The organism is Trichocoleus sp. ST-U2, from assembly GCF_039961875.1.
Lineage (GTDB): Bacteria > Cyanobacteriota > Cyanobacteriia > Cyanobacteriales > FACHB-T130 > FACHB-T130.
The window spans coordinates 194,641-219,787 of the sequence record NZ_JAMPJY010000005.1 but is presented as its reverse complement, the minus strand read 5'-3'; the positions used below and the strand labels follow the sequence as shown (position 1 = coordinate 219,787).

The 25,147-nt window shown below is 48.1% G+C and carries 22 protein-coding genes and 1 tRNA gene; 11 read left to right on the top strand and 12 right to left on the bottom strand.

Going from position 1 to position 25,147, the window contains the following annotated elements; all coding sequences use genetic code 11:
- Window positions 1–52: 52 nt before the first annotated feature.
- Window positions 53–589 (bottom strand): peptide deformylase, encoded by a 537-nt coding sequence (def, locus tag NC996_RS05340; RefSeq protein ID WP_190688559.1) that lies wholly within the window; start codon window positions 587–589, stop codon window positions 53–55.
- A gap of 80 nt (window positions 590–669) precedes the next feature.
- Between def and dnaA the strand changes: the two genes are divergently transcribed.
- Window positions 670–2,052 (top strand): chromosomal replication initiator protein DnaA, encoded by a 1,383-nt coding sequence (dnaA, locus tag NC996_RS05335; protein WP_190688557.1) that lies wholly within the window; start codon window positions 670–672, stop codon window positions 2,050–2,052.
- Window positions 2,053–2,469: 417 nt separating this feature from the next.
- Window positions 2,470–3,642, top strand: a complete 1,173-nt coding sequence (dnaN, locus tag NC996_RS05330) for a DNA polymerase III subunit beta (protein ID WP_190688555.1) — start codon at window positions 2,470–2,472, stop codon at window positions 3,640–3,642.
- Here dnaN and NC996_RS05325 read toward each other — a convergent pair.
- From NC996_RS05325 to NC996_RS05300, 6 genes are all read right to left on the bottom strand, one after another.
- Window positions 3,639–5,081, bottom strand: coding sequence for a trypsin-like peptidase domain-containing protein (locus NC996_RS05325; protein ID WP_190688553.1), 1,443 nt, complete (start codon window positions 5,079–5,081; stop codon window positions 3,639–3,641). The genes dnaN and NC996_RS05325 overlap by 4 nt on opposite strands.
- A gap of 128 nt (window positions 5,082–5,209) precedes the next feature.
- Window positions 5,210–5,695 carry a PD40 domain-containing protein gene (locus tag NC996_RS05320; RefSeq protein WP_190410269.1) on the bottom strand — a complete coding sequence of 162 codons (486 nt, stop codon included), beginning with the start codon at window positions 5,693–5,695 and terminating at the stop codon, window positions 5,210–5,212.
- Window positions 5,696–5,910: 215 nt separating this feature from the next.
- Window positions 5,911–6,435 (bottom strand): PD40 domain-containing protein, encoded by a 525-nt coding sequence (locus tag NC996_RS05315; RefSeq protein ID WP_190410187.1) that lies wholly within the window; start codon window positions 6,433–6,435, stop codon window positions 5,911–5,913.
- A 2-nt stretch (window positions 6,436–6,437) separates the two neighbouring features.
- A complete protein-coding gene (locus tag NC996_RS05310; protein ID WP_190688551.1) occupies window positions 6,438–6,995 on the bottom strand; it encodes a PD40 domain-containing protein in 558 nt (185 codons plus the stop codon).
- Window positions 6,996–7,095: 100 nt separating this feature from the next.
- Window positions 7,096–7,926 (bottom strand): Ycf66 family protein, encoded by an 831-nt coding sequence (locus tag NC996_RS05305; RefSeq protein ID WP_190672827.1) that lies wholly within the window; start codon window positions 7,924–7,926, stop codon window positions 7,096–7,098.
- A gap of 238 nt (window positions 7,927–8,164) precedes the next feature.
- Window positions 8,165–8,284 carry a photosystem II reaction center X protein gene (locus tag NC996_RS05300; RefSeq protein ID WP_190410189.1) on the bottom strand — a complete coding sequence of 40 codons (120 nt, stop codon included), beginning with the start codon at window positions 8,282–8,284 and terminating at the stop codon, window positions 8,165–8,167.
- A 271-nt stretch (window positions 8,285–8,555) separates the two neighbouring features.
- Between NC996_RS05300 and NC996_RS05295 the strand changes: the two genes are divergently transcribed.
- On the top strand, window positions 8,556–8,849 hold the full coding sequence (locus NC996_RS05295) for a YggT family protein (protein WP_190410190.1): 294 nt from the start codon (window positions 8,556–8,558) through the stop codon (window positions 8,847–8,849).
- 61 nt (window positions 8,850–8,910) lie between these two features.
- On the opposite strand, the gene accC is transcribed toward NC996_RS05295, so the two are convergent.
- The gene (gene accC / locus NC996_RS05290) at window positions 8,911–10,263 is read right to left on the bottom strand and encodes an acetyl-CoA carboxylase biotin carboxylase subunit (protein ID WP_190672824.1); all 1,353 of its coding nucleotides are present in this window, start codon (window positions 10,261–10,263) and stop codon (window positions 8,911–8,913) included.
- A 192-nt stretch (window positions 10,264–10,455) separates the two neighbouring features.
- Here accC and NC996_RS05285 point away from each other — a divergent pair.
- Together NC996_RS05285 and NC996_RS05280 are read left to right on the top strand one after the other, a co-directional pair.
- Window positions 10,456–10,536 (top strand) — tRNA-Leu (locus NC996_RS05285).
- A 167-nt stretch (window positions 10,537–10,703) separates the two neighbouring features.
- On the top strand, window positions 10,704–11,327 hold the full coding sequence (locus NC996_RS05280; protein WP_190536009.1) for a chorismate lyase: 624 nt from the start codon (window positions 10,704–10,706) through the stop codon (window positions 11,325–11,327).
- A 245-nt stretch (window positions 11,328–11,572) separates the two neighbouring features.
- On the opposite strand, the gene purF is transcribed toward NC996_RS05280, so the two are convergent.
- The 3 genes from purF to pdhA all read right to left on the bottom strand — a co-directional run bounded on the left by purF (window position 11,573) and on the right by pdhA (window position 16,808).
- On the bottom strand, window positions 11,573–13,066 hold the full coding sequence (gene purF, locus NC996_RS05275; protein WP_190688548.1) for an amidophosphoribosyltransferase: 1,494 nt from the start codon (window positions 13,064–13,066) through the stop codon (window positions 11,573–11,575).
- A 164-nt stretch (window positions 13,067–13,230) separates the two neighbouring features.
- The gene (purL, locus tag NC996_RS05270) at window positions 13,231–15,588 is read right to left on the bottom strand and encodes a phosphoribosylformylglycinamidine synthase subunit PurL (protein ID WP_190688545.1); all 2,358 of its coding nucleotides are present in this window, start codon (window positions 15,586–15,588) and stop codon (window positions 13,231–13,233) included.
- 185 nt (window positions 15,589–15,773) lie between these two features.
- The gene (gene pdhA / locus NC996_RS05265; protein ID WP_190410195.1) at window positions 15,774–16,808 is read right to left on the bottom strand and encodes a pyruvate dehydrogenase (acetyl-transferring) E1 component subunit alpha; all 1,035 of its coding nucleotides are present in this window, start codon (window positions 16,806–16,808) and stop codon (window positions 15,774–15,776) included.
- Between the two features lie 169 nt (window positions 16,809–16,977).
- On the opposite strand from pdhA, the gene NC996_RS05260 reads away from it, so the two are divergent.
- From NC996_RS05260 to NC996_RS05235, 6 genes are all read left to right on the top strand, one after another.
- Complete coding sequence (locus NC996_RS05260; protein WP_190688542.1) at window positions 16,978–19,416, top strand: IMS domain-containing protein; 2,439 nt, start codon at window positions 16,978–16,980, stop codon at window positions 19,414–19,416.
- An 88-nt stretch (window positions 19,417–19,504) separates the two neighbouring features.
- Entirely contained in the window at window positions 19,505–20,467 is a 963-nt protein-coding gene (locus NC996_RS05255; RefSeq protein WP_190688539.1) for an AEC family transporter, read from the top strand.
- A 746-nt stretch (window positions 20,468–21,213) separates the two neighbouring features.
- Window positions 21,214–22,482 (top strand): DUF4912 domain-containing protein, encoded by a 1,269-nt coding sequence (locus tag NC996_RS05250; RefSeq protein WP_190426891.1) that lies wholly within the window; start codon window positions 21,214–21,216, stop codon window positions 22,480–22,482.
- Between the two features lie 99 nt (window positions 22,483–22,581).
- On the top strand, window positions 22,582–23,151 hold the full coding sequence (locus tag NC996_RS05245; protein WP_190410199.1) for a hypothetical protein: 570 nt from the start codon (window positions 22,582–22,584) through the stop codon (window positions 23,149–23,151).
- A gap of 23 nt (window positions 23,152–23,174) precedes the next feature.
- Window positions 23,175–23,576, top strand: coding sequence for a DUF2358 domain-containing protein (locus NC996_RS05240; RefSeq protein ID WP_190688536.1), 402 nt, complete (start codon window positions 23,175–23,177; stop codon window positions 23,574–23,576).
- A 33-nt stretch (window positions 23,577–23,609) separates the two neighbouring features.
- On the top strand, window positions 23,610–24,797 hold the full coding sequence (locus tag NC996_RS05235; RefSeq protein ID WP_190426895.1) for a TRC40/GET3/ArsA family transport-energizing ATPase: 1,188 nt from the start codon (window positions 23,610–23,612) through the stop codon (window positions 24,795–24,797).
- Window positions 24,798–24,945: 148 nt separating this feature from the next.
- Here the strand turns inward: NC996_RS05235 and NC996_RS05230 are convergent, their stop codons facing one another.
- Window positions 24,946–25,146 (bottom strand): chlorophyll a/b-binding protein, encoded by a 201-nt coding sequence (locus NC996_RS05230; RefSeq protein ID WP_190672816.1) that lies wholly within the window; start codon window positions 25,144–25,146, stop codon window positions 24,946–24,948.
- Between the last annotated feature and the right edge of the window lies 1 nt (window position 25,147).

Genomic DNA, 25,147 nt, shown 5'->3' with positions numbered 1-25,147 from the left:
TCGCTCACGCTTCTAATCAGTCAAACCAAACAATCGTCAACAATCTAGGATATCAGTGCTGCTGTTGAACAATTCGTTGCTGATATTCCTGTTCGGTCATCATCTCTTGCGTGCTTTGTAAACGATCTACAAACACGATGCCATCCAGGTGATCGGATTCGTGTTGAAAAATTCGGGCGACAAAATCTGTGAACTGTTGACGATGCAATTTAGCATCCCGACTGGTGTATTCCACATCAATCGCCTGATATCTGGGAACCAACCCTCGAATTCCTGGAATGCTGAGGCACCCTTCCCAGCCTTTCACCACCTCATCAGAGTGAGCAATGATGCGAGGATTTATTATGGCGGTTGGTTCCATCTCAGGAGCGGTGGGATACCGAGGATTCGGACGAGATGCGACGATGAACAAGCGATAAGATTGAGCTACCTGGGGTGCTGCAATGCCAACACCGCTTGCTTGAACAACGGTTGTAATTAGGTCATCAATCAGCTTTTGGATCTGTCCAGAGTGGACATTTTCAATAATTTGAGCTTGTTGGCGCAGGATGGGATTTCCCAGTTGAGTAATTGGCAGGATTTCAGCCATAGTTGAGACTGGTTTAAAAGAGCGATCGCTCTTCACAAGAATGGATAATACTATTCTGCACAAAGCCGTAGAGGTGAGGCGTGGATATTTCTCTTGAACAGCTCTGGAGCCAAGTGCTAGAGCGTCTACAGCTACAACTGAGCCGTCCTACCTTTGAAACGTGGATCAAAACTGCCAGCGCTCAAGAGCTGGAAAATAACTGCTTGGTGATTTGCACGCCTAACCCGTTTGCCCGGAATTGGTTGCAGAAATATTACATCAAAACAATTGCTGATGTCGTACAAGATATTCTGGGACAGCCGGTGGAAATTCACATCACGGTTGCCAAAGGAAATGAAATCTCTAGCGCTGATGATGCCGAAATTTCCTGGTCGCTGCCTATAGAAACGAGTGTCCCCGAAATTTCCCCTAACCAGCGACCCAGACCAACCGAATTAAATCCTAAATACGTTTTTTCACGCTTTGTTGTCGGCTCTAATAATCGGATGGCTCATGCAGCTTCTTTAGCTGTGGCAGAATCTCCAGGACGTGAGTTTAATCCATTATTTTTGTGTGGGGGTGTTGGGCTAGGAAAAACTCACTTAATGCAAGCAATTGGGCATTACCGTTTGGAAATTCACCCAGATTCAAAAATATTTTATGTTTCTACTGAGCAGTTTACAAACGACTTGATTGCAGCAATTCGTAAAGATAGTATGCAACGGTTTCGAGAACATTATCGAGCTGCCGATGTACTGTTGGTGGATGATATTCAATTTTTAGAAGGAAAGGAATATACTCAAGAAGAATTCTTTCATACTTTTAATACTTTACATGAAGCTGGAAAGCAAGTAGTAATCGCTTCTGACCGCCCTCCTAATCAGATTCCTCGCCTGCAAGAACGTCTTTGCTCCCGCTTTTCTATGGGATTAATTGCCGATATTCAGCGCCCAGACTTAGAAACACGGATGGCAATTTTACAAAAAAAGGCAGAATATGAAAATATGCGATTACCGCGAGATGTTATTGAATATATAGCGACTAACTATACTTCAAATATTCGGGAATTGGAGGGCGCTTTAATTCGGGCTGTGGCTTATATTTCAATTTCCGGTTTGTCGATGACTGTCGAAAATATTGCTCCAGTTTTGAATCCACCTGCGGAAAAAGTAGCGGTTTCTCCAGAAGCGGTAATGATAGCGATCGCAGAAACTTTTGAGCTTCGCATTGAAGATTTAAAAAGTAATTCTCGCCGTCGAGAAATTAGCTGGGCGCGACAAATTGGTATGTATTTAATGCGTCAGCACACAGATTTGAGTTTACCCAGGATTGGTGAGGAATTTGGAGGTAAAGATCACACCACAGTAATGTATAGCTGCGAGAAAATTACTCAATTAAAGGATAGCGATCCTGATGTAGCTAGAACGCTACGCCAACTTAGCGATCGCATCAATTTTGCTAGCAGAAGCCAAAATAAATCCTGATACTCCTCTCACAGCTAGCCAGTAGCCGTTAATTTAAGTTTTCGGAAAGTACTTATAAAGAATGATTCACCTTTAGAAGGGTTGTGGAAAACTCCTGGTTTTCTGTGGAAAAGCTTGTGGTAAAGCCGTGAAAAATTTTGTGCCATCAGTGGAAAACAATGACAAGTATAAATACCTTGTGGAAAAGTGACTCTTTTTTCCACAAGGTTTCCACAATTCATTAGAGCTGCTAAAACATACACAGGAAATTCATTTGACAACATTTTCCACATTTTCCACAGCTCCAGCAGTTTTGCCTGAAGCAGGTAAGCAGGCTAATCTGGATTGCTGAGGACAAGGGTGCTACGATCTCCTTCTGTGCCAAAAGTACCGCGCTATGAGCGTCGGTTGGCTGAACAACTCCAAGGTTGAACATCTATGAAACTGGTTTGCACCCAAAACGATCTCAGTACCAACCTTTCTCTCGTCAGCCGAGCAGTGCCATCGCGCCCGACACATCCTGTCCTCGCAAATGTCAAGCTGGAAGCTAACAAAAAAACTCAGCTCGTCAGTTTGACGGCATTCGATCTCAGCCTTGGCATTCAGACCAGCTTTCCAGCACAAGTGGAAGAGGAAGGTTCTCTCACTTTACCCGCTAAGCTGTTAAACGATATTGTTTCCCGTCTAGCAGACGGAGAAATTATTTTAGAGGATAAAGGGGAGGAAGGGACAAGTGAAGGAATTGTTGCCACGCTGACTTCTGCCTCTGGGCGTTATAAAGTCCGGGGTATGACCGCAGAAGAATTTCCAGAACTGCCAGTAATAGAAAATGGCGAAGCTGCTCAATTGCCTGCTGCGGCATTAATTGATGGCTTGCGGGGTTCCTTATTTGCCACTAGTCCCGATGAAACGAAGCAGGTTCTCACGGGCATCCATTTAACAGTCAAACCAGAATATCTTGAATTTGCCGCGACAGATGGTCATCGTTTATCGGTTGTTGAAACGACTAACCAAGGTCAAACGGATGAAGAAGCCTCTGAGACGATTAGTCAGACAGCTCCGTTAGAAGTCACAATTCCAGCACGGGCACTGCGAGAACTGGAACGAATTTTAGGAATGCGCCAGTCAGCGGAAGCTATCGCTCTCCATCTTGACCAAGGGCAGGTCGTATTTGAGTTGGTCGATCAACGTTTGACTAGCCGCACCCTAGAAGGTCAATATCCCGCCTATCGTCAGTTGATTCCCCAACAATTTGAGCGGCAGGTGACAATCGATCGGCGTCAGTTGCTCAATGCATTAGAACGAATTGCCGTGCTAGCTGACCAAAAAAATAATATTGTCAAATTCACGATAGACAGCACTAACCAGCAGATTGCCTTATCAGTGGAAGCACAGGATGTTGGTAGCGGACGCGAATCTCTACCTGCACAGATATCGGGAAAGGATCTAGAGATTGCCTTCAACATCACTTATCTCAGAGATGGACTGAAGGCGCTGCAATCCTCCGAGATTCAAATGCAAATGAATACAGGGAATAGCCCGGTGATTTTGACACCGCTAGGAGGTCTAAAAATGACTTACTTAGTGATGCCGGTGCAGATTCGTGCTTAACGAATTGTCAAGAGATAGCGACCTCGACCGCGCGGATTTGAGGCGGTGGCGATCGCTCGATAAACGCCTGTTCGGGGTAAAGTCACACTCATCTGAGAATTGGGATTGCTGCGGCTGATGTTATCATTCTCAGCAATCTTCCGACCATTTTGATCGACCAAAATCAGATAGGTATCAAAATCAGGACTGGCGAGTGCGATTGTCAGAGGCTGACCGGCACGACCTTGAAAGGAATATTCCTGAAACAAACTGCCATCAGAAAGCACCTTGGCACCCCGACCCAAAACGCCCGCTTGCCGCATCAGCAAGCGATTTTGAGAAGTTTGATAGCGATCGCTCCCAGCAGTTGCCATTGCTCGAAGACGGTAAGCACCCGCTTGTCTTCCCTCAGAAGAATTAGCAATGATTAAATAAGTGCCACTTGCTGGCAGTGTCGCCACAAGGCTGGCATTTCCCCTACCGCCCCTATCATCGTCTTGGGCAACTTCATTGCCATTGGGGCCAAGCAGAATTAAGTAGGAGTCAATCTGCTGACTAGCCATATCAATTCTGACTTGTTGACCCGCTCTCCCCTGGAAGGTGTAAAGGTCAAAATAGCTGTTATCCGCTCGGAGAACATTATCACCACTGCCGAGAGTGGCGTTAATCACCGTACCATTCAAAGCAATGGGCTGAGGCGGTTGCCTTCTACCAGGAGTGGGTTGTTGCCGTTGAGCGGTCGTAGGGGCGCGTCCTTGGCGCACCGCTGTTAAGAACGGTTGCACCTGGTCTACAGAAATCGCAAATCCAATACCAATGTTTCCCGCAGTCTGACCGTTGGTAAAAATGGCAGTATTGACGCCAATTAATTCTCCCTGACTATTGAGAAGAGGACCACCAGAATTGCCTGGGTTGATGGCTGCATCGGTTTGGATTAAACCGCGCTGTTGATCAATCCGACTAACAATGCCAACAGTGAAGGTTCCCTGAAATCGACCGAAAGGATTCCCAATCGCAAACGCCCGCTGACCGACTTGTACGGAGTTTGGAGGAGCGATCGCAACAGTAGGCAAATTGTTCTGTCCGCGAATTTTAAGGACGGCTAAATCTAGACTGTTGTTAGCAAAAGCAACAATATCGGCTGGGAGTCTTCTGCCATCTGAGAGAATAACAGTGACAGTTTGGCGACCATTTGCCACAACGTGAGCATTGGTCAATACCAGACCGTCTCGGCTAATGATGCTACCACTGCCGCTACCGTCACCAGCCTGGATAGAGACTACTCCTGGACTAGCGCGTCTATAAACCTGAATATTTGTTTGTTCTTCAGCATCTTGGGCAACAGCGATATTTGACTGTTGCCAGTTAAAGGGAGCAATTGCGTCGATTGCATTAGCACCAATGGCAGCGGCGGCTGCGATGATGCCCGAAGTGGCAATACGCAGAACTTTGGTACTCATTATGTTGATTTTTTAAGCTTTTTTGACTGTTCTAGCATATTTAGCAGCGATCGCTCTCAAGCAATGCTCTTTCCATAGAAGAAGCATCTGACTCGCTCGTGCAGGAACTCGCCAATTTCATCGATCTTCTACTGTTGTAAAGAGCCAGAATTTGTTGCTGAAGTTCCTCTTTCTACAGTTGCAATATGCCATTGGCCTAACTGGCTAGTTTCAAACGCGACGTAGCGACCATCACCAGAAATAGTGGGATGGCGTACCGAGCCTCGGATGCTGCTAGTGAGCAATTCGGAGCGTTGAGTTTGACGGTCGTAGACAAAGATATCCGTCTTGCCTCGTTCGCTAGAAACATAAGCAATAAATCGACCATCAGCATTCAAAGCGGGTTGATCCTGTCTGGAGTCCCGACGATTGATATTGGGGAGATCGACGAGACGGCGTTGCTGCAAGTCGTAAAGGAAAATGTCTCGATTATTATTGCGGTCAGAAGCAAAGGCGAGATAGCGACCGTCACTGCTGTAGGCGGGATATTCGTCAGGGGTCTGGCTGTTGATACCGCCAGTCAGTATTTGCGGCGGGTTGAAGAGCTGGGTATCAAGACAACCAGTTATCCCCATTGTGAATAAAATCGTTAGCCAGCGCCAGTTAATTAGCCATTTCATATCACTTGCGCCTAAATACCTGATGACTGTAGCTGTGAAGTGCGACTACACGAATCAAGCCTGCCTTTATAGGCTAAAAAAATCCCCTGATTCGCCAAAGCTGTGTATTCAGATAAGCGGGTATTTACTTTTTCCAAGCATTCCTTCCCAAATACTCAGCACTTTTACCCTCAAGGAGGTGCTGGAAGATTCAGCGTTTGTCCAGAGCGATCGCTAACTACAATATCCCACTGACCATTTTCACTAGATTCAAAGGCAATCGTACTGCCATCAGCGCTAATCGTTGGATTTCGCACTTCTGCTTGCACGTTTTCCGCGAGATTCCTTAACTGGCGAGTTTCCCGGTCATAGAGGTAGATTCCCGACCGACCCTGACGACTTGCAGCAAAGACAATGTAACGACCATCAGCGGAAACAGCAGGGTTAGATGCGATCGCATCCAGGGAGTTTAATCCAGGCAAATCAATCAAACGCCGATCCACCGTGTCGAAAAGGTAAACATCCTGACTGCTGCGCCGGTCAGAAATTAGCACAATGTACCGACTGGCGATTTGAGGATTAATGTCAGAAGCTGGGCTATTTAAACTTCGCCCTGCTGAATCAAAGGGAAAACTCATAAGACGACCTGAGCCAGTACAACTACTCAATAAACTGGCTAAGGTAACAAATACTGATAGAAAAAGGTTACGTTTCACGCTCAGGGAGAGGCAGATGGACTGCCATCGGGGATATCTAACTCAATATTAGGCCCCCGGTCTAGGACCTCTACATCCCACTGACCGCGACTGCTGCTTTCAAAGGCAATATAGCGACCATCTGGACTAATGCTAGGATTTCGCACCCAACCGCGATAGCCCATTGTAAGAATTTGTGAGGATTTGGTGCTGCGATCGTAAAGTTCAACTTCCGGGCGTCCTTGGTCGCTGGCAATGTAGACAATGTAACGACCGTTCTGACTGAGACTGGGATTTTCTGCGATCGCGTCTTGTCGGTTCAAGCGCGGTACATCTACAAACTGCCGCTGTTGCAAGTCATACAGCCAAATCTGTCGGCTGCCATTGCGGTTAGAAACAAAGGCAAGCAACCGACCATTGCCGCCCAAAGCCGGTTGCTCATCTGTATAACGACTGTTGAGGGCAACTGGTCCTGTTGAGCGATTGACTGGGGTACAGGCAACGACTAACCCAGCCATGCTAAACCAGATTCCCCATTTGACCCAGGTATGGATTCCCAGACCGCACGTCAATCTTTTCATGTCAAAGTTGGATTGTTGCTTGCAAAAGTAACCCGACCCAATGAACCAGATGCGTCTCATGAAACGCGGGGCAGACACGAAGACACCGCCCTTACCAGACTCATTCTTGGTCAAAATTGCTGGAGTTGCCGCCTTCGTCTTCCGGGTAGTCTATGGGTTTGTAGTCTACATAGTCGGTTGGGGTTGCTTCTACATCTTCCCGGCTCTCTCGATTAGGCGATCGCTCCGATGATTCTCCCCTAGGTGGACGACTTCTTCTTGGCTTGGCAGCAGTCTCTGGATCTCGGCTGGGTGGACGAGTCGAGCTGGGACGGCTACTGCGAGACGGTTTTTCCTCCCATGTGTCTGAGACTTCCCAATCGTCCGGTTGTTCGGTTGGGCGAGTTTCTGTTGGACGGGGACGACGCTTGCGAGGACGGTCTCCTTGTCCCAGCCTTTCAGGATTACTATTACTAGGATTACTGTTACTCCGACTGGATGGACGGCGACGCGGTTCATCGTCGTAAGTCTCTACCGTTCGGCTATTGCGAGATTCTTGCGTTCCCCGAATCCGGCGTCTCGGTGGTTCCTCATCCATCGGTTCGAGTTGATCCAACTCGGCTCGATACACGCGGCTTACGGGACGATCGTCATCGACAATTTGCGTATTTCGCTTTGCAACCTCCGTCGCCACTCCACGCATCCGAATACTTTCAAATGCAAAAAAGATAGCAGAGCCGGTCAACAGAAATTGACCGAATTGCAAAATCGGATCGAGTCGCCATCCTTGAAATAAAAGAATGAAGCCGCACAAGAGACCGACCGCTGCAAAAAAGATATCGTGATCTCGCGCTAGCTCTGGACGCACGGTACGCAGAAAGTACAGTGCTGCCCCTGCCACTGCCAGAAAAATACCCAGAAGACTGGCTGAGTTAAGCCCGAAGTTTACCATTGCTGTTTTCCCAAGACAAATCTATGTTAACGAGTTAACCGCAGAAATTGGTACGCAGGTTGGGAATTTTAATTCTAAGTATCCTGGGTCAGCAGGAGAACGAGCGGGCAGAAACTGGCTTGCTGCATCGCATCAGCTCTTCTCCCTTTAACATATAAAACCTCAGTTTTTTTAGAGCGAGCAACTAATTTAATAATTACTCTCTCGACAAACTGAGGTTTCCGGCTATTCCGACAATCTAGGAACGTTGGATTTTATCCTTCTGACTAATAAAAATCAGCGCCACCGTGGCTGGGATGACAACAATTACAGCACCCCAGAGCAGACTATAGAGAAAATTCGCTAATGAAGGCGTCATTTTTTTCGCTCGCTTTGACAACGATTTCTTTTGATCAATTTTAACGATATGTTATGAACTTGAGAAGCCTATTTTTCGCTTCATTTTGTTTTTACGTCTCTTATACCCCTGTACCAGTCTGGCTGAATAGGATTGAGTGCCACGCTGCGTTAGAATAATGAGAGATTTGGTTACAAAACTTTAACTATAATGCCTTGCCGCGTCAGTTGCATGACAAATACGCGACACGGCTAAAGTTTTGACACCCGGAAATATTCTTGATTAAGAACCAATGGACGCTGTTTCGCTTGCTAGCTGGATTCTTGGCCCGCTTGTGGGCTTGATGACTTTGCTGTTTATCTTTCGGATCGTCCTTACCTGGTATCCCCAGATAGACTTAAATCGGCTTCCCTTTAACTTGATTGCTTGGCCTACAGAACCTTTTTTAGTGCCATTGCGGAAAATTGTGCCCCCTATCGGTGGTGTGGACATTACCCCGATCGTTTGGGTAGGGATCTTTAGCCTAGTGCGAGAGATTCTCTTGGGTCAGCAAGGACTGCTGACGATGTTTGCTCATACTCATTAAGGTGCTTCGGAGGTTAGTAAAAGTGGGTAACGGAAAAAATTACCGATTACCCACTCCTTACTTACTGCTGGGACTGCATTAACTTCTCAACAAAATTGGTATAAACCTCGCCTTGTAAAAACTCCGGTGTCTCCATAATTTTTTGATGGAAGCCAATGGTTGTGGGCAAACCCGTGATGGCACACTCCCGCAATGCCCGTTTCATACGCTTAATTGCAGTAGGGCGATCGCTACCCCAAACAATTAACTTACCAATCAGGGAGTCATAGTAAGCAGGGATTTCGTAGTCCGTGTAGACATGAGAATCCATGCGAACACCAAAGCCACCAGGAGGCAGATAGCCGCTGATCCGCCCCGGATGAGGACGGAAGTTGTGGTCGGGGTCTTCCGCATTGATTCGACATTCAATGGCATGGCCTCGGAGAACGATTCGATCTTGAGTCAGCGACAATTTCTCCCCTTGAGCAATGCGGATTTGCTCGGCAATCAAGTCTAACCCAGTGATCATTTCTGTCACCGGGTGTTCGACTTGAATCCGAGTATTCATTTCCATGAAATAAAATTCCCCAGAGGGTGCAAGCAGAAACTCAACAGTCCCGGCACCCGTGTAGTTGATAGACTTAGCAGCCATGACAGCGGCAGTGCCCATTTTTTGGCGCAGTTCTGAACTGAGAACTGGACTAGGGGCTTCTTCTAGTAACTTTTGATGACGCCGTTGGATAGAGCAATCGCGTTCACCCAGGTGAATTACGTTGCCGTAGCTATCGGCTAAGATTTGAAATTCGATGTGACGGGGACGTTCAATAAATTTTTCCAGATAGACGCCTGGATTGCCAAATGCAGCTTCTGCTTCTCCCTGTGCAGCTTGGAAGAGCTTGACGAGTTCGCTTTCTTCCCGCACCAAACGCATTCCTCGCCCTCCACCTCCGGCGGTGGCTTTGATCATGACAGGATAGCCGATTTCATCCGCGATCGCTAATGCTTCCCGATCGGACATTAATATCCCGTCACTTCCCGGCACTGTAGGCACCCCCGCCCGTTGCATCGTTTCTTTTGCGGTGGATTTGTCTCCCATTGCCCGAATCGCTTCCGGCGTTGGACCAATGAAAGAAATCTGGTGATCCGCGCAGATTTCCGCAAATCGGGCATTTTCTGCTAAAAAACCATAGCCCGGATGAATAGCGATCGCGTTGCGCGTCAAAGCTGCCGCAATAATATTGGGAATATTCAGATAACTTTTGATACTGGGGGGTTCACCAATGCAAACGGCTTCGTCAGCCAGTTGCACATGAAGGGCGTGTCGATCGATCGTCGAGTGAACTGCAACAGTCGCAATCCCCATTTCTTCGCAGGTACGGAGAATGCGGAGAGCAATTTCCCCTCGGTTAGCAATTAAAATCTTTGAAAAACGCATCTTCTAGTTTTTAGAGAAATGGGGTAGCGCAAGGAACAATCATTATTATTTCAGGATGTTGCCTTCAGCATCAGTACAATATATAGATCGCATCACCTCGCATTAGAACAGTTATTGATACTGATTGAAAGTCTTGTTTCTTCCAAAGAGAACGAAATTGCCTCAAAGATGATACAATTGGTATATATGCAAGCGGATGTGGCGGAATTGGTATACGCGCACGTTTGAGGGGCGTGTGGCTTTGCCTTGCGAGTTCGAGTCTCGCCATCCGCATTACTTTTTCAGTTCTCAGTGCTGCAAGCGCATCAACGCATAGTATGCACTGAGAACTGAAATTGCAAAAGAACTAAACTCACCACTCAATTTTTTTTGCTGGAATAGGTTTCCGGCAAGAAATTGTTTATGATTTTATATAAGAAAATGAAGTTTTGTAAAGAGCTTTGACTTCAACTGTTATACCTACAAACAGCATTAGCCTACCAAGAAATTGGTATGCTCTCAGCCCGCTTTGGCAGGGAGGCGAAGAAGTGGTGCAGCAAGGACTGCCTCACACACAGCTAGCACCAGCATGGCAGATGCTTTTACTGGGAGATGGCTCCCCGACGCGCCACCTGCAACTTTTGACGGGTGAACCAACAGAAGTAGATGTCATTGATATGTCGCCTGTTGGCATGGATGCTGATGCAGCACCCAATCAAATCCAGGCTGTACCAGGACCTAGGTTGCGACGACAGGTATGGCTGCGTACTACCTCCGGTCAGCGGCTGGCTTACGCGACTTCCTGGTGGGAAGCCAGCCATGTAGATGAGTATTTACAAAACCGTTCCTTGCCAATTTGGGCAAGTTTGGCTCGCCTGCGTACCGAGTTATATCGGGATGTCCAGGGAATTTACTACGGTCAGTCCGATGCTTTAGAATCTGCCTTTGGACAAACAGGACCATTCTGGGGGCGTCACTACCTATTTTGGCATCATGGGCGTCCGCTGACGCTGATTTATGAAGTTTTTTCACCCTATTTGACAAACTACTTGGGGCCAATGCAGCCGGTGAAGCCAGGGGATTAATTAGAGAGACTTCATTAATTTTTAGGATGGGTAGAGCAGGAGCGAAACCACCCAACATTGTCAATGTTGGTTTGACAATCGCCCAAACTTCAAAATGACAGAGTTTTATTCAGTTCTCCCATCTTCTTGACACTCTCCGGCATAAATACGCAAAGCAAACATGAAGTGAAAAACTTACACGGGAATGAAGTTTTGACCTCTTTCCCGTGTAAGTTTTTCAAACTTATTTAACCACTGACAAAAAGCTAACAGGTGGCTGCTTTTTCCAACATCAGCTTAGAACGCTTAACTTGCTCTGGAATTGAAATGGGATAGTCACCCGTAAAACAAGCAGAACAAAAATTGTTGGGATCTTCGCCGGTAGTTTTTAACATTCCCTCGCGGCTGAGATAAGCTAGCGAGTCTACACCTATTTGTTCGGCAATTTCTTCGACTGACTTTGTTGCCGCAATCAACTGATCTTGGCTATCCGTGTCAATACCATAAAAGCAGGGATGAGTTACGGGTGGAGAGGAAATTCGCATATGAACCTCGGTGGCACCAGCATCTCGGAGGGCTTTGACAAGTTTGCGGCTAGTCGTTCCTCGCACGATAGAGTCGTCAACAATAACGACTCGTTTCCCACTCAGCACATCTTTAAGAGGATTGAGTTTCATCTTGATGCCACACTCTCGCATTGCCTGAGTCGGCTGGATGAAAGTGCGACCAACATAGCGATTTTTAATCAATCCCTCGGCGTAAGGAATGCCGGATGCTTGGGAAAATCCAATCGCGGCGGGAATGCCGGAATCGGGCACGCCAATAATGATATCGGTATCCGCTGGAGATTCATGAGCGAGTTGCCGTCCTAAGCGCAGCCGGTAGCTATAGAGACTCTCGTCATGCATGACGCTATCCGGACGAGCAAAGTAAATCATTTCAAAGATGCATAGTTTCCGCTTGGGTTGTTCTGCCCAGAAGAAGGAAGCCATACCTTCTTCGGTAATCCAAACTAACTCGCCCGGTTCAACATCCCGCAGGTACTCAGCCCCAATAATATCTAAGCCACAAGTTTCTGATGCGAGGACATATCGCTGAGGGTTTGTGTTTAAAATGCCAATCACTAAGGGACGAATACCGTTGGAGTCGCGGGCACCCATCAAGCCGTCTGGCGTTCCGATTGCCAGACTAAAGGCTCCTTCGCATTGCCGAAAGGCTCGGATCGCTCCTTCTAACCAGTCTTTGCCTGCGTTAATTTCTTCTGCGATCGCAAAGGCAATCATCTCAGAATCCGTCGTCGTGACTAAGTTACAGTCGCGTCGCAACAACTCTTCCCGCAGTTTCCCAGTATTGACTAAATTCCCATTGTGTGTTAGAGCAAGGGTTCCTAACCGAGTCTCTACAACTGCTGGCTGAGCATTAACAACGCGGCTGGAACCCGTCGTGGAGTAACGGGTATGACCAACTGCCAAGTTCCCCGGTAGCTGGTTCAAAATGGATTCGTTGAAGACTTGGGAAACTAAGCCCATCTCTTTGTGTAAATGAACCTGCTTACCGTCAAAAGCGGCAATACCAGCAGATTCCTGACCCCGGTGCTGTAACGCATACAAACCAAAATAGGTCAGTTTGGCGACATCTTCATCTGGTGCATAAACCCCAAAAACGCCACAGGCTTCCTCTGGCTTATCAGGTCGCTGATCGTTCAAGTGGTTAGACTCAGCTGGAGACTCATCACTTGCAAAGGGATGGTTGGGAATCATTTGAGAACTTGGCTCCTACTTGTTGAGGCAGAGAAAAACTAACCAGGCTTAGTAATTCTTAATAATCTCATAACAAAGCGTTAATGTCGCTAGCCGAAGACATAGACCAGGAATTTAGCTCTGTCTGGGTCAGCGATTTCTGGAAGTAAATTGGGGAAGGTTGACTAAACGGTTAAACGGCGTTGGATAGCATTGTGATAAGCATCGCCCATTTTCTTAATGCTAACGTCAATCAAAGTTTGGCTTTGAGTGGTAAAAACCCGTAACTCGCTGTCCGGTTTTCCGACGCGACCCATTTGTTCCCAGCAATTTTCCAGTTGCTCCTTTAAATAGGATTCCCAAATTTCTTGATGTTCTTGCACGACAGAAACTAAAATTCGCGCTCCCCCTTCACCAAAAAGGATAGAATCCCAGCGTACAGAGGGTTCTGGAGGAAGTTTCCAGTGAATTTCGGCTCCCAAATTGCTAGCGATGCAAGCTTCCGAGAGAGCGATCGCAACTCCTCCCTCAGCACAATCGTGAGCTGAGCGAATCCAACCTTGACGAATTCCCTCCCGACAAGCAGCTTGTACCCGACGTTCCAAATCAAAATCTACGGTGGGCGGTTTACCGGCGACAATGTCATGAATGACTGACAAATACTCGGAGGCACCTAACGTGACTCCCTCTGAGGAATCCAAACGTTTTCCCAATAAATAAATTAAATCTCCCTCGGCTTGCCAAGCTTGGCTGCAAACTCGCGTGATGTCAGGAATTAACCCCACCATCCCCACCACGGGCGTTGGATAAATTGGCTGGGGATTCCCGTCAGCGTCCAGGGTTTCATTGTAGAGAGACACGTTGCCGCCAGTCACCGGCGTTCCCAATTCCCGACAAGCTTCCGCGATTCCCCGACAAGCATTTGCCAGTTGCCAATAACCCACCGGCTTTTCTGGACTCCCAAAATTTAGGTTATCCGTTACCGCTAAAGGTTCGGCTCCCACACAACTAAGATTACGAGCCGCTTCTGCGACGACTGCCTTGGCTCCTTCATAAGGGTCAAGATAGACGTAACGAGCATTGCAATCGACAGTGGCAGCAACCCCTTTATTGTCCCCCTGGTTAATCGAGTAATTTGGCGAGGGTTCCAGCGGACGCACCCGCACCACTGCTGCATCTGCCCCGCCTGGAACAATCACAGTATTGTTTTGCACCTGATGGTCGTACTGACGATAAACCCAACGCTTAGAGGCAATTGTGGGAGTATCTAACAGACTCAAGAGAATCTCATTCCAGGTGAGAGAACGACCTTGAATTTCAATGCCTGCGCTGGTACAAGTCGGAAGGCGATCGCTTGTCCATTCCCAAGCTACACGCGCATACTCTGGCGCTTCAGTCAACAATTCTCGGTGATAAATGGGCGTATTATCCGCCAAAGCCGTTGCTGGAATTTCTGCCGCCACGCCGCCTTGGAACAAAATCCGCACAATCGGCTGCTCAATGACGGTGCCTGCAACGACAGCTTGTAGACCCCAGCGGTGGAAAATATCAATTAACTCCTGTTCGCGCCCTTTGTAAGCAACAAACAGCATCCGTTCCTGAGATTCAGAGAGTAAATATTCATAAGGCACCATTCCCGTTTCCCGCACGGGAATTTTGTCTAGATCCAGTTCAATCCCAACGCCACCTTTAGCTGCCATTTCTGACGTGGAACAGGTAATGCCTGCTGCACCCATATCCTGCGCGGCAGCAACAGCACCCGTTTTAAATGCTTCTAAGCAAGCTTCAATGAGAGATTTTTCTAGGAAAGGGTCGCCCACTTGTACCGCTGGACGGTCATCCATCGACTCATCACTGAGTTCTGCACTCGCAAAACTCGCCCCGCCCATGCCATCTCGCCCAGTCGTAGAACCCACATACAGCACTGGATTTCCAATCCCTACGGCTCCAGAGGTGACAATTTCCGGAGTTTCCATCAATCCTAGTGCCATTACATTCACTAGGGGATTGCCAGAATAAGCTGGATCAAAATAAACTTCACCGCCCACAGTAGGGACTCCCACACAATTGCCATAATGGGAGATTCCCGACACCACACCATTGAACAGTCGCCGCGTCTTGGCATCTTCGAGAGAACCAAAGCGGAGGGAGTTTAACAAGGCGATGGGACGCGCACCCATTGTAAAGATATCCCGGAGAATCCCGCCGACTCCCGTTGCAGCCCCTTGAAACGGTTCAACTGCTGAGGGGTGATTGTGAGATTCGATTTTAAATGCGAGTTGCAGTCCGTCGCCCAAGTCTACAACACCAGCATTTTCTCCTGGCCCGACGAGAATGCGATCGCCGTCAGTCGGAAACTGCTTGAGTAATGGTCGTGAGTTCTTGTAGCAGCAATGCTCCGACCACATGACGCCAAACATCCCTAGCTCAGCTTTATTCGGATGACGCCCTAGCCGTTGGACAATGTCTTCGTATTCTTCTGGTTTTATACCTTCTGCGGCAATTTCTTCGGGGGTAAACGGAGCGGATGAGATTGTAGACATGGAACCCTTGCACGAACGGCACAGGGTTATTGTATCGATATTTCCCCGCTACTTATGCGGTAAATGTGCTTGTAACTTTAACGGATATAAAATTGTGTCAATTTTAAGGAGTTTTAAAGCGCATCTAAAAAAATAGAGTAGGCATTGCCTACCCTATATTTGACTACCGTTATTAACGCTAACTGTTAATCATCACCGGCAAAAATATAACGGTACAGTTCGCTAGGATCGGGTTCTGGGCTTTCCTCGGCAAACTTCACCGCATCGTCGATGACGGCTTGGATTTTCCGGTCAATTTCCTTAAGTTCTTCTTGGTCTACCAGATTGTGTTCTACAAGATGAGCAGCCAACTTTTTGATTGGATCGCGGGCGAACCAATATTCCTTCTCATTTTTAGAACGAAGTTCGTCAGGGTCAGCGAGAGAGTGACCTCGGAAGCGATAGGTTAGGGCTTCAATCAAGGTTGGCCCTTCACCCGCACGGGCACGCGCGATCGCTTCCTGGGCGACTGCACGAACTGCTAACACGTCCATCCCATCAACCTCAACACCTGCCATACCAAAGGCATGGGCTTTCTTGAAAATTTCTGGTACAGAAGTTGCCCGTTCGTGCGCCATACCAATTGCCCACTTGTTGTTTTCCACAACATACAAAATTGGCAGTTTCCACAGCGCCGCCATGTTCAAGCATTCAAAAAATTGACCGTTATTCGCTGCACCGTCGCCAAAAAAGCAGGCGGTTACTTGATCGGAACCGGCATCTCCCAAGGCTTCGCGGCGGTACTTACTGGCAAAAGCCGCACCCGTAGCAACAGGAATCCCTTCAGCCACAAAAGCATAACCTCCCAGCAGTTTATGCTCCGAGGAAAACATATGCATCGAGCCGCCGCGCCCTTTACTACAGCCGGTTGCCTTACCAAACAACTCAGCCATTACCTCTTTTGCAGGCACCCCAGCACTCAGAGCATGAACGTGGTCGCGGTAGGTGCTGGAAACATAATCCTCATCTTGGCGCATTGCCTTGATGACGCCAGTTGACACAGCCTCTTGACCGTTATATAGGTGGACAAAACCAAACATTTTGCCCCGGTAGTACATCTCGGCGCACTTATCTTCAAAAAACCGCCCCAAGACCATGTCCTCGTAAAGGATCAATCCTTCTTCTTTGGTGATTTGGGTTTGATCGGCGTGAAAGACGGGTAAAATGCGTTCCTGAACCATTGATTTAAGGGATAAACTTGACGTGATTGGTTGAACGGCGGTTTTTATCTACCAAGATAAGCTTCTACTATAGAAGCTAGGGGGTATAATTATCGCACCTATTCTATCGTTTATGTTCGCTCGTACAGATACAGATTAATTTAGTTGCCTGGGGCTGAGGAAGTAGACTGTGAGAATTCCGCTCGATTACTACCGGATTCTGGGCCTGCCGATTCAGGCTACGGCTGAGCAGTTGCAGCAAGCGTATCGCGATCGCGCTCTGCAACTTCCTCGACGAGAGTATTCGGAAATCACGATCGCCGCCCGAAAACAACTGCTAGACGAAGCTTACGCGATTCTGTGCGATCCAGAACAGCGTTCCGCTTACGACGCTACATTTCTGACAAAAACATACGACCTGGATTCAGAATCAGGAACAGCAACTCGTCAGGAAGGAAACGGTACAGCAGACGCCGACCTTGACCCTTATACGCCCAGCATCGAAATTCAAGATGAGCAATTCGTTGGGGCATTGCTGATCTTACAGGAGCTAGGAGAATACGAACTGGTGCTGAAGCTGGGACGTCCCTTCCTCAGCCGTGCTAGCACCAGTATCGAAAAGGGTCGTTTGGGCAACCCTCAGCTAGTGCAACCAGATATTGTGTTGACGCTGGCATTGGCGTGTCTGGAACTAGGCCGAGAGCAATGGCAGCAAGGTCAATATGAAAACGCCGCCACCTCCCTAGAGACGGGTCAAGAATTACTATTGCGAGAAGGGATATTTGCCAGCCTGCGGGGTGAAATTCAGGCGGATCTTTACAAGCTTCGCCCGTACCGAATTTTGGAATTACTCGCAAGTAGTGAAGACAAAGTAACCGAACGCCGTAAAGGATTGCAGCATTTGCAAGAAATGTTGCAAGAACGCGGCGGCATTGATGGCACTGGAGACGATCAATCGGGATTGAACATTGATGACTTTCTCCGCTTCATTCAGCAGCTGCGGAGCTACTTGACCTCCGCCGAACAGCAGAATCTCTTTGAAGCAGAAGCGCGTCGTCCCTCGGCAGTGGCTACCTATTTAGCGGTTTATGCTTTACTAGGTCGGGGGTTTGCCCAACGACAGCCGGGTCTAATTAGACAAGCTAAGCAGATGCTGATGCGCTTAGGCAAGCGTCAGGATGTGCATTTGGAACAGGCGGTGTGCGCTCTCCTTCTCGGTCAGACGGAAGAAGCCAGTCGCGCCTTGGAACTCAGCCAAGAGTACGAACCCCTCGCCTTCATTCGAGAACATTCTCAGGGTGCCCCAGACTTGTTACCTGGGTTGTGTTTGTACGGGGAGCGTTGGTTGCAAGCAGAAGTGTTTCCCCACTTCCGAGATTTGGCATCGGTGCGAGCTTCTTTAAAAGATTACTTTGCCGATGACCAGGTTCAGGCTTACTTAGAAGAATTGCCAGTAGAGGAAGATACAACCAATGAGTGGGCGGTATTGCCGACTCAGCAAGTATCTTATGCTGCGACTCCCGTCTCGCGAGGGACAAGTGACTCCCCAGGATTTCGCAGGCCGGAGAGTGTGGTATCTCGCTCCAGTGGGCGGAACGGCAGTGGAGAAAATGGGGGCAGGATGAGCGATGCGGCATCAAGCAACGCGCCCTTGCGTCCCAATGCTGAAGAAAGTTCCTCGCGCGATCGCCTTCAACAATTGGTGGAACAGCAATCTGGTGCGGCTCATCGAACGGCGACAATGACCGCTACAATCGATCGCCCGCAAACAGGGGGAGGATCGAATTTACCGGCGGCAGAACGAGTTTCTCGGTCTCCAGAACCAGAAGGAAACGATCCGGGCTTGGCTGGGGATGCTGCCTCGAAGCGTCAGCGCCGCCGAGGGAATTTACCGGAACAAAATGAACAACCACGAGCAACAATCGCAAGTCGGTTGCGGAGACCAGATTCTGTGTCCAAGGCATCCCCCACAGGGGGAGATGTATCAGGTCGTCGTTCAGGTGGTCGTCTTCAACGTTCCGCAGCTTCCTTGCGGTCGGCAAAAACCGGACGGCTTCTTTTACTGGGACTTGCCGGGATTCTCAGTTTAGGAGTCTTGCTAATGCTAGCGACCGCTGCTTTCAGTTGGCTCCAGAGAAGTTTCTCAGGCCCGCTCTTAGAAGGAGAGCAACCAATGGTACAGCTAGCTGCTCCTCCAGTACCCATTCCCGAACCAGGCAGTAAACTACTGAGTCCATCTGGCCCTCTAACCCAGGAGACGGCTCGACAATTGGTTCAGATTTGGCTTGCTAGTAAAGCCGATGCCTTGGGTGAAGAGCATACCGTCGAAAAATTACAGCAAATCCTTGCCGATCCCGCTTTATCTCGTTGGCAAAAACGTTCTCAAAGCACAAAGAACAGTAACTCGTACTGGAAGTACAGGCACAAGGTCGAGGTAAAATCTGTTGAAATGAGCGATCGCAATCCCGATCGCGCCAAAGTGGATGCACAGGTGAATGAAGCCGCAGATTTCTATAAAGCAGGTAAGCTCAATCAAGCTTCTTCCTATGATGAAAGCCTGCGCGTGCGTTATGACCTGGTACGCAAAGATGGTCAGTGGCTGATCCAGGACATGAAGGTTCTGAGGTAGTCATTGGGGATTAGTCATGAGTCGGCTCGTCATTAGGCGACCGATTGTTAACGCTTGACCGTGGCTGATAACCAGTGGCTAATAACGAATGACCGAAACCTTATTTCATGCCTATACCCCCATCATCCTGTGGACGGTACTCGGTTTCATACTCTTTAGGTTTATCCCCAGTTCCTTACCCAGGTTGCTGGGTCGCGGTCTTTATTGGGTTGGGGTGCCGCTACAAATTCTGACGCTGGCTCGTCAGGCAAACTTATCGGAAAATGCTGGAGTAGTGCCGCTAATTGCCATAGGAGCTTTGGCGGTCGGTTTTACTTTTGCATGGCTAAGTTTGCAGGTCTGGAAACGCTTCAGCCGTGAAAATGGCGACAGTAAAAAATCTTCTTTTCTGCCTTTTTTAGACCGCCCTCGCTACGGAAGTTTCATCCTGTCTGCCATGCTGGGCAATACAGGTTTTGTGGGGTTAGCGATCGCTCCTTCTTTGATTAGCGCTCAAGCTGTGGGTCTAGCCGTCTTCTACAGCGTCACGAATAACATCATTGGTACCTATGGAATTGGTGTCTTTATCGCCAGCTACTTTGGGCGACCCGCAAAGCGAAATCATTGGTGGATTCAACTTCGAGATATCTTGACCGTTCCTGCCTTGTGGACATTTAGTTTCGGATACCTCACTCGCTCGGTTGAACTGCCGACTCTACTAGAATCAGGACTGCAAGCTTCTGTAGGGTTTGTCATTGCTAGCTCCTTTGTGCTAATGGGGATACGGCTCGCTCAGCTGCAAGGATGGAAGAGTTTTCGGGTTGCCTTACTCCCTGCCCTGGTGAAAGTTGTGGTGATGCCAGGACTGGTGGGTATTGCAGCTACCCTAATTGGTTTATCGGGCGATGCCCGCTTGGCAATGGTTCTCATGGCAGGTGTGCCCACTGCCTTTGCGAGTTTGATCCTGGCGGAGGAGTACGATCTCGACCCAGATTTAGCCGCCAGCAGTATTGTCCTAAGTATCGGACTGCTACTGTTGATGATTCCGGTTTGGCTGCTTGTATATGGTTAATCCGAAAACGCCAATACAGGAGTTCTCGTTTCTGCCTCATTAATCTAGCTTTCTTGCCGATTACCAAAAGTTGAGCCTCTGAAGAAAGCGTTCCCAAGGCAGGGGAGCTTAAGAATGAGACCAATCTCTCTTTGCCTCTAATGATTGGGGAAGGATTGGGGCAAGGACAGATTTCAACGATTGCCCCAAAAACGATTGCCCCAAAAAAGTGACTGGGTTTCGCTTATTTTGTCAAGATTCTCTGACATTGTAGATTTGCATGGGAACGCTTCCCACAAATTGACAAGTTACGGCGATCCCAATCCGTTTGCAATGTCAAAATATCATGACAATTCGATCCCCAAGTCCCTTATAACTTCGTAGATATACCTATAATCGGCTGAAACACCTCTTGACCTAACCCGGTATTTTTCTGCAACATGAAATTAACAAAGCGATCCCGCGATCCCAAAGAAATGCTCTAATCAGCAAATTTCTAAAATCCTGGGCGCTCAGTTAGATTCTCAATCCAGCCAAGAAAGCCAGTCAGTCTTCTTGGCGTCACAAAAGCAGCCCCTATTCAAGACTGACACCGGCTCATTCAAGACCGCAGCTAACCATTGAGACGTTACGGATTTCAGAAAGGGGATAACATGGCACAACTTTCCGAAGTTGAAGAGATGCGAAATAGCATTTTGTGCTGCTTTGCTAGTCAGTCTTTAGAGAAGTAACCTAACTGCCGCCCAAACTACCGGAGACTATTTGTTATGGCAAAAGAACGCCCACCATTGGAAGAGATGACATTAAGGCAACTCCGTAAAGTTGCTAGCGAATGCAGCATCTCTCGATACAGCAGAATGCGTAAAGAGCAACTGCTAACAGCAATTAAAGAAGTTCAACGCACCAAGATTTCTCTCGGTTCAACTCGTATAGTGGAGGCGCAAGAAGAAGTGGAAGCAGCAAAATTTGAACTGGGTCAGGAAGATCGCACAGGTGGAACCCTTGCATCCGTAGATGAAGGTCTAGGGGATCTTCCGGGTGGCTACGGTGAAAGCCGGGTTGTCCTGATGCCTCGCGACCCCCAATGGGCATACACCTACTGGGATATCCCCAACGATCATAAAGAAGATTTACGCCGTCAGGGAGGACAACAACTCGCGCTGCGACTCTACGATGTCACCGACGTAAATCTAGAATATCAAAGCCCTCACAGCATTCAGGAATATCCTTGCGATGAGCTAGCGCGGGAATGGTATTTGCCGATGCCCGTGAGCGATCGCGACTATGCTGTAGACATCGGCTACCGTTGTGCTGATGGTCGCTGGCTCGTCTTAGCTCGTTCCGCTCCCGTCCGCGTTCCTCCCGTTTATCCTTCAGATTGGATTGAAGACCAATTCATCACCGTTGCTTGGGAAGAAGACCTACGCGGCAAGACTTTCCTCGAACTGGTTCCCCCTGCCAAGAAAATGGCAATGGCTGGCTACGGTAGTGTAGCCACAGGTGGCAATCCTATTTACGACGAAATCTTCGGCATGGCTCAGACTGTCGAAGCTCAACGGGTAGCCGGTTCGTTGTTTGGCTCCATGCAGCAAGTACCTGGTTCGATGCAGTCAGTGTCCCTTGCCGAACAAGCTCTGAGTTCCTACGTCTTCCCCTCTGGCGTTGGGATGTGGGCAGTTCCTACCGTATCTGGTCTTACCATGTCTGGTGTGGGAATGTCCGGCGCTGGCTTCTCAGGTTCCGGCATCCCGATGCGTCCTCGCCAGTTCTGGCTGGTTGCCGATGCGGAACTCATTGTTTACGGTGCTACCGAGCCAGATGCTACAGTCACAATTGGCGGTCGTCCCATCAAGCTGAATCCAGATGGCACCTTCCGCTTCCAGATGTCCTTCCAGGATGGTCTGATTGACTACCCAATTATGGCAGTGGCAGCTGATGGCGAGCAAACTCGCTCGATTCACATGAAGTTTAACCGCGAAACGCCATCGCGCAATACCAACACCAAAGAAGACGCTGTTGAGGAATGGCTCTCTTGAAAAGATGAAGGATGAGGAATAAATTCCTCCTTCTGTCCTCAATCTTCTGTCTTTTGAAGTTTCCCCCGGCTAAGGCTGGGGGTTTATTATTTGGAAATTATGAAACCTGAAGACATTACCAAAACCCTTACAGAACTATTTGATGCCGCAGCGATTGAAGCAACTGCCCCCGGCTTGTGGCAAGTAGAAACGACTCAGATGCGTCTGTTGGTGCTGCTTTCCGATGACAGTTCTTGGCTGCGAGTTCTCTTACCGATTGCACCCGCTCAAGAAGCGCAACCGTTTGTAGAACAGCTGCTGGAAGCCAACTTTGATGACACTCAGGAGACTCGTTACGCCCTGAATCAGGGAGTGCTATGGGGTGTATTTCAGCACAATCTTGAGACTTTAAATGTAGAGGATTTTTCAGGAGCGATCGCGCGACTCATTTCTCTGCATCAGACAGGTTTATCTGACTGCTTTAATCAGCTCGTTGAAAGTCGAATTAGTCAAATTATCCTTGCTGCCAAGCAGCAAGGACAATCCCTCGAAGCCACACTCCAAACCCTCGATCGATTCTACGAAGAAGGTCTCATGGGCGATTTGGATCTGCCTCCAGAGGCTCGTGAAGAAGTGCTGGCAGCATGGCGGCGTCAGTTAGAACGCCTCTGGACTGAAATCGAACCGTAGCTTCTTGTCACCCTCTAAGTCTTATGGACATCATTCAAATCCTCAAAGACGACTACCAAAGATTTCCAGAAAACCAAACCTACAGCATCTATGTAGAAGACGTTTTTTTCAAAGATCCGCTGAACAAATTTAATGGTCTTGAGCGTTACAAACTCATGATTGGCTTTATCAAAACCTGGTTTATGAACGTCAAGATGGATTTACATGACATTCGCAAATCCGGAGATACAATCCAACTTGAGTGGACTTTGAGCTGGAATACCCCTCTGCCGTGGAAACCTCGTATCACCATCCCAGGCTGGAGTGAGTTGAAACTCAACACTGATGGAATGATTGCTTCCCATATCGACTACTGGAAATGTTCGCGTTTTGATGTGTTGAAACAACATTTGTTACCCTTAAAACAGGGAAAAAATAATAAGTAACGTAAACAATTCTCAGATAGGAAAAAAGCATTCATGCGCGTAATTTTGATGACCGGCAAGGGTGGCGTTGGCAAAACTTCTGTAGCCGCCGCTACTGGCTTGCGTTGTGCCGAACTCGGTTACAAAACCCTTGTTTTAAGTACCGATCCCGCTCACTCTCTCGCCGACAGTTTTGACTTGGAACTGGGGCACGATCCGCGACAGGTTCGTCCAAACTTGTGGGGGGCTGAATTAGATGCTCTGATGGAATTAGAAGGCAACTGGGGCGCAGTTAAGCGTTATATTACCCAAGTTTTGCAGGCAAGAGGCTTGGAAGGCGTACAAGCGGAAGAATTAGCAATTCTTCCCGGCATGGATGAAATTTTCGGTTTGGTACGCATGAAGCGCCACTACGATGAAGGCGAGTTTGACGTTTTAATTATTGACTCAGCTCCTACTGGTACGGCTCTAAGATTGCTCAGTCTACCGGAAGTCGGCGGCTGGTATATGAGACGTTTTTACAAGCCGTTACAGGGGATATCAGTAGCGCTCAGACCTCTAGTTGAACCGATCTTCAGACCAATTGCCGGTTTTTCCTTGCCCGATAAAGAGGTAATGGACGCTCCCTTTGAATTCTACGAGCAGATTGAAGCTTTAGAAAAAGTATTGAGTGACAATACTCAGACTTCGGTGCGCCTCGTCACCAATCCCGAAAAAATGGTGATTAAAGAGTCTCTCCGCGCCCATGCTTATTTAAGTTTATACAATGTTGCTACGGATTTAGTGGTGGCAAATCGGATTATCCCCGATCAAGTGACCGACCCTTTCTTTCAACGTTGGAAAGAAAGCCAGCAGCAATATCGGCAGGAAATTCACGAAAACTTCCATCCCTTACCAGTAAAGGAAGTTCCGCTTTACTCAGAAGAAATGTGTGGGTTAGAGGCTTTAGAACGGTTAAAGGAAACGCTCTATAAAGATGAAGATCCCACTCAGGTGTATTACAAGGAAACCACTCTGAGGGTTGTGCAAGACCAAAATAACTACAGCTTAGAACTTTACTTGCCCGGTATTGCCAAAGATAATATCCAACTAAGTAAAACCGGCGATGAATTAAACATTACGATAGGCAATCACCGCCGCAATTTGGTGTTACCGCAAGCCTTGGCAGCCCTGCAACCGGCTGGAGCAAAGATGGAGGATGATTATCTTAAAATCCGGTTTAGCACTCCGGTTCAGGTGTAGCCAGTTAATTTGGGTAGATATTAAGGCAGAATCTAGATGCGTAGGGGCGTGTTTATACCATGCCCCTACGGATGGAATTAGCAACTCACAAATCCACGCCCCTACGAATGGAATTGGCGGTTAACCAATCCATGTCTTTAAGTGCGGATTAGCGCAAACCCAGCCAGGTAAAAAAATCCTGATGGGTGAAAAACTCCAGTACCAATAAAGCAACAAACCCTACCATTGCGAATCGTCCGTTGATTTGCTCGGAGTAGAGCGTCCAGCCGAAAGCAGGCTCTGGTTGGTTGTAATTTTCTGCGGGTGTTTCTACGGGTGATTGTTCTGGGGAAGTTGTTTCAGGATTCATT